Origin of the sequence: Sulfuricaulis sp. (genome assembly GCF_049587675.1) — a bacterium.
Taxonomy (GTDB): Bacteria; Pseudomonadota; Gammaproteobacteria; order Acidiferrobacterales; family Sulfurifustaceae; genus Sulfuricaulis.
The window spans coordinates 1-2,812 of the sequence record NZ_JBAVEJ010000061.1; the positions used below are offsets into that span (position 1 = coordinate 1).

Sequence of the window (2,812 nt, forward strand, 5' to 3'; positions counted from 1 at the left end):
GGCTTCGCCTCCTTTCGCGCGCCGGTTAGCCACAACGTTGTGCGGCCGAGCACACCGGGAGAGCCATAGGTTCATGAGGGAAATCATGTACAGCCAAAGCAGCTTCTTGATCGTGTCAGGGCTTTTCATTTTCATGGTGCTTGCCATGGAAATTGGCTTTAGAAGCGGTCTTCGCAAACAGGCGAAGGCAACTGAAGCGATCACGCAAGCCAATGCCGTTCTGGTCTCCATGCTGGGGCTGCTGGCGCTGTTGCTGGCTTTTACATTCTCTGCGGCTCTGCAACGCTACGAAGATCGCAGCCAGACGGTGGTGGCCGAAGCCAATGCCATCGGAACCACGTACCTCAGGGCGCGACTTCTACCCCGGGAGATGCAAGATGAAGTGCAGGCACTGCTTCGCCAATACCTGGATGTTCGTATTCAGGAAGGCCGCGTTGACTCAACGGAACCCGAATTGCACGAATCGCTGCTGCACCAGGCGAAACTGATGGAGGCGCGACTCTGGAGCCACGCGGTGAAGGCGGCGGAACTGGACAAGAGCGTCGTCACCAGTGGTCTCTTCATCCAGTCGCTGAATGAACTCATCGACACATCCACCACGCGGAATGCGGCCTTGAATCGACAGGTACCGGAAATCGTGCTGCTCTTGATGTTCGCGACGATCGTGCTGACAACGGCCACGCTCGGCTATGCATCGGGAATTGCCGGACATCGGGTGACCCTCGCGGCATTCGTTCTGGTGATGCTCATCGCCCTGGTCGTCTACCTCATTATCGACCTGGACAGGCCCCGACGCGGCGCCATTCAGGTGAGCCATGAAAGTATGCTGAGCCTTCAGCAAACCATTGGAGCCGCCCAAGGACACACCGCCCAACCCGGCAGTCCACGGGACGCGTCGCAAGCGCCGCGCCGGTGACTTTCGACGGTTAGGCGTCGCACGAGCCGCCGCGCTTAGTCCCGTATGACGAGCCAAGTTCGCTCGGTCGCCAACCAACCCACGAGCGGAGCGAGTTTCTGACTCGCCTTGGCGCTAGGTGGTTCCCATCAAGCTACTACTTCTGCTGCTTGACCACCCAAACAACCAAGCCGACAACTACGGCCAGCACCAGGATAGGCACCCAGTATCCCCCGTATCCGCCCATCCATCCGGAGCCCCACATGCCGTCATTCATCATGGTTCCGTTCTGCGCCAGAGTGCTACCTGTGGCTAGAAGCGACGCCAAGCCAACGCCAACGCTTTGTGGTGCTTTCATGAGTTCACCCGCTTGAAGTGGTTTGCAACACCATACTCCCCTGAACCTCCCAATATCGGTGCGCCAGCGAACACAGATCCATTGCTCGGGTCGATCAACGACGCCCGACAAAACCAGTGCCTTTCCCCTTCCGTGGGCTGCAGTCTTCGCAGCGCAAGGTTTGCGGCGCGCAGGCTCGGTCGTCGCAGCAGGCCATCACCGATCGGCGCTGTTGCCAGGTCTTGTTTCCGGCGCTATCGTTCTTGCATGTGTCGTCGCGCGTCGTGTCGCCTAACTATGCGCTCAAGCGGACCGTGGCGTGTCGTAACGGCGTTTCCTGTAAGGTTTTTCAGCCACGGCCGCTTAGCTTAGGCGTTAGATTTGCAGAGTTGTGTTGAGACCTCCTGGTCGCACATAACCCGAATGAGGAACATGACATGACTGAACGAAAGGTTTGGCTCATCACCGGCGCTGGCCGAGGTTTGGGTGTCGACATCGCCAAAGCCGTCCTGGCCGCCGGTCACGCGGTTGTCGCCACCGGCCGTGATGCTGCGAAGGTCGTAGCTGCGGTCGGAGATCGCGGCAACCTGCTGGCAATCAAACTCGACGTCACCCGCCCCCAGGATGCGCAGGCGGCAGTCGAGGCTGCCGTCGCGAAGTTCGGGCGAATCGACGTCTTGGTCAACAACGCCGGCAACTTCTTCGCCGGCTTCTTCGAGGAGCTAAGCCCCGAACAGGTCCGCAATCAGATCGAGACGCTGCTGTTCGGTTCTATGAATGTCACTCGCGCCGTCCTGCCGGCGATGCGAAAGCAGCGTTCCGGCCTGGTGCTCACCATCTCCTCGACCGCGGGCATCGCCGGCCAAATGTTCTGCACAGCGTATGCCGCCGCGAAGTTCGGCATCGAAGGGTGGATGGAGTCGCTCACGCCGGAGATCGCGCCCTTCGGAATACGCACGATGCTGGTCGAACCTGGTTTCTTCCGCACCGAGCTGCTCACCAACGACTCGACCACCTACGCCAAACCCTCCATCGACGACTATGCCGAGAAAACCAAGGAGATCGTCGCGACCTGGAAGAGCATGGATGGGAAGCAAGGTGGCGACCCCGCCAAGCTCGCCGGCGCCCTCGTGAAGCTCGTCGCACTCAAGGAGCCGCCCACCCGCTTCGCTGCCGGCGCCGACGCCATGCAGACGTTTGAGGCCAAGGCCAACACGCTGCTCGCCCAGGCCCATGCCCACCGCAAGCTGTCCACCTCTCTCGCGTACGACAACGCCTAACCAACAATGTTGATCCATGGCGGCTACAGCAAATCTAACTATGCGCTCCACTCGACGCGCTGACGCGCGCGGGTGAGCGCGAGCGTTGGGCGTCTAAATGAAACTCAATTATCGGGCCGGTTATATAGCGGTGATCACCTACACAGTTATCGTGGCGGTGCCAATTTACACCGCGTTTATGGGGCGAGTGCCAAACGATGCGGGAATGATAGTCGCGATATCTGCACACCCGACATATTTTCTTCTAATGCCCTACTACGAATCGCTTCGTGGGGTCCTTGCTACTTGGTTGCATGTGCC

The 2,812-nt window shown here is 59.6% G+C and carries 4 protein-coding genes; 3 read left to right on the top strand and 1 reads right to left on the bottom strand.

Annotation, left to right across the window (positions count from 1 at the left end; translation table 11 throughout):
* Positions 1-85 precede the first annotated feature (85 nt).
* Complete coding sequence (locus WB402_RS03265) at positions 86-916, top strand: hypothetical protein (RefSeq protein WP_424205485.1); 831 nt, start codon at positions 86-88, stop codon at positions 914-916.
* A 136-nt stretch (positions 917-1,052) separates the two neighbouring features.
* On the opposite strand, the gene WB402_RS03270 is transcribed toward WB402_RS03265, so the two are convergent.
* Entirely contained in the window at positions 1,053-1,223 is a 171-nt protein-coding gene (locus WB402_RS03270; RefSeq protein WP_424205486.1) for a hypothetical protein, read from the bottom strand.
* A gap of 446 nt (positions 1,224-1,669) precedes the next feature.
* On the opposite strand from WB402_RS03270, the gene WB402_RS03275 reads away from it, so the two are divergent.
* On the top strand, positions 1,670-2,512 hold the full coding sequence (locus WB402_RS03275) for an SDR family oxidoreductase (RefSeq protein ID WP_424205487.1): 843 nt from the start codon (positions 1,670-1,672) through the stop codon (positions 2,510-2,512).
* Between the two features lie 97 nt (positions 2,513-2,609).
* On the top strand, positions 2,610-2,812 hold a 203-nt coding region (locus tag WB402_RS03280), incomplete at its 3' end, for a hypothetical protein (protein ID WP_424205488.1).

Coding starts and splice junctions, on each gene's coding strand:
- WB402_RS03265 (WP_424205485.1), top strand. CDS start 86: ATGTACAGCCAAAGCAGCTTCTTGATCGTGTCAGGGCTTTTCATTTTC.
- WB402_RS03275 (WP_424205487.1), top strand. CDS start 1,670: ATGACTGAACGAAAGGTTTGGCTCATCACCGGCGCTGGCCGAGGTTTG.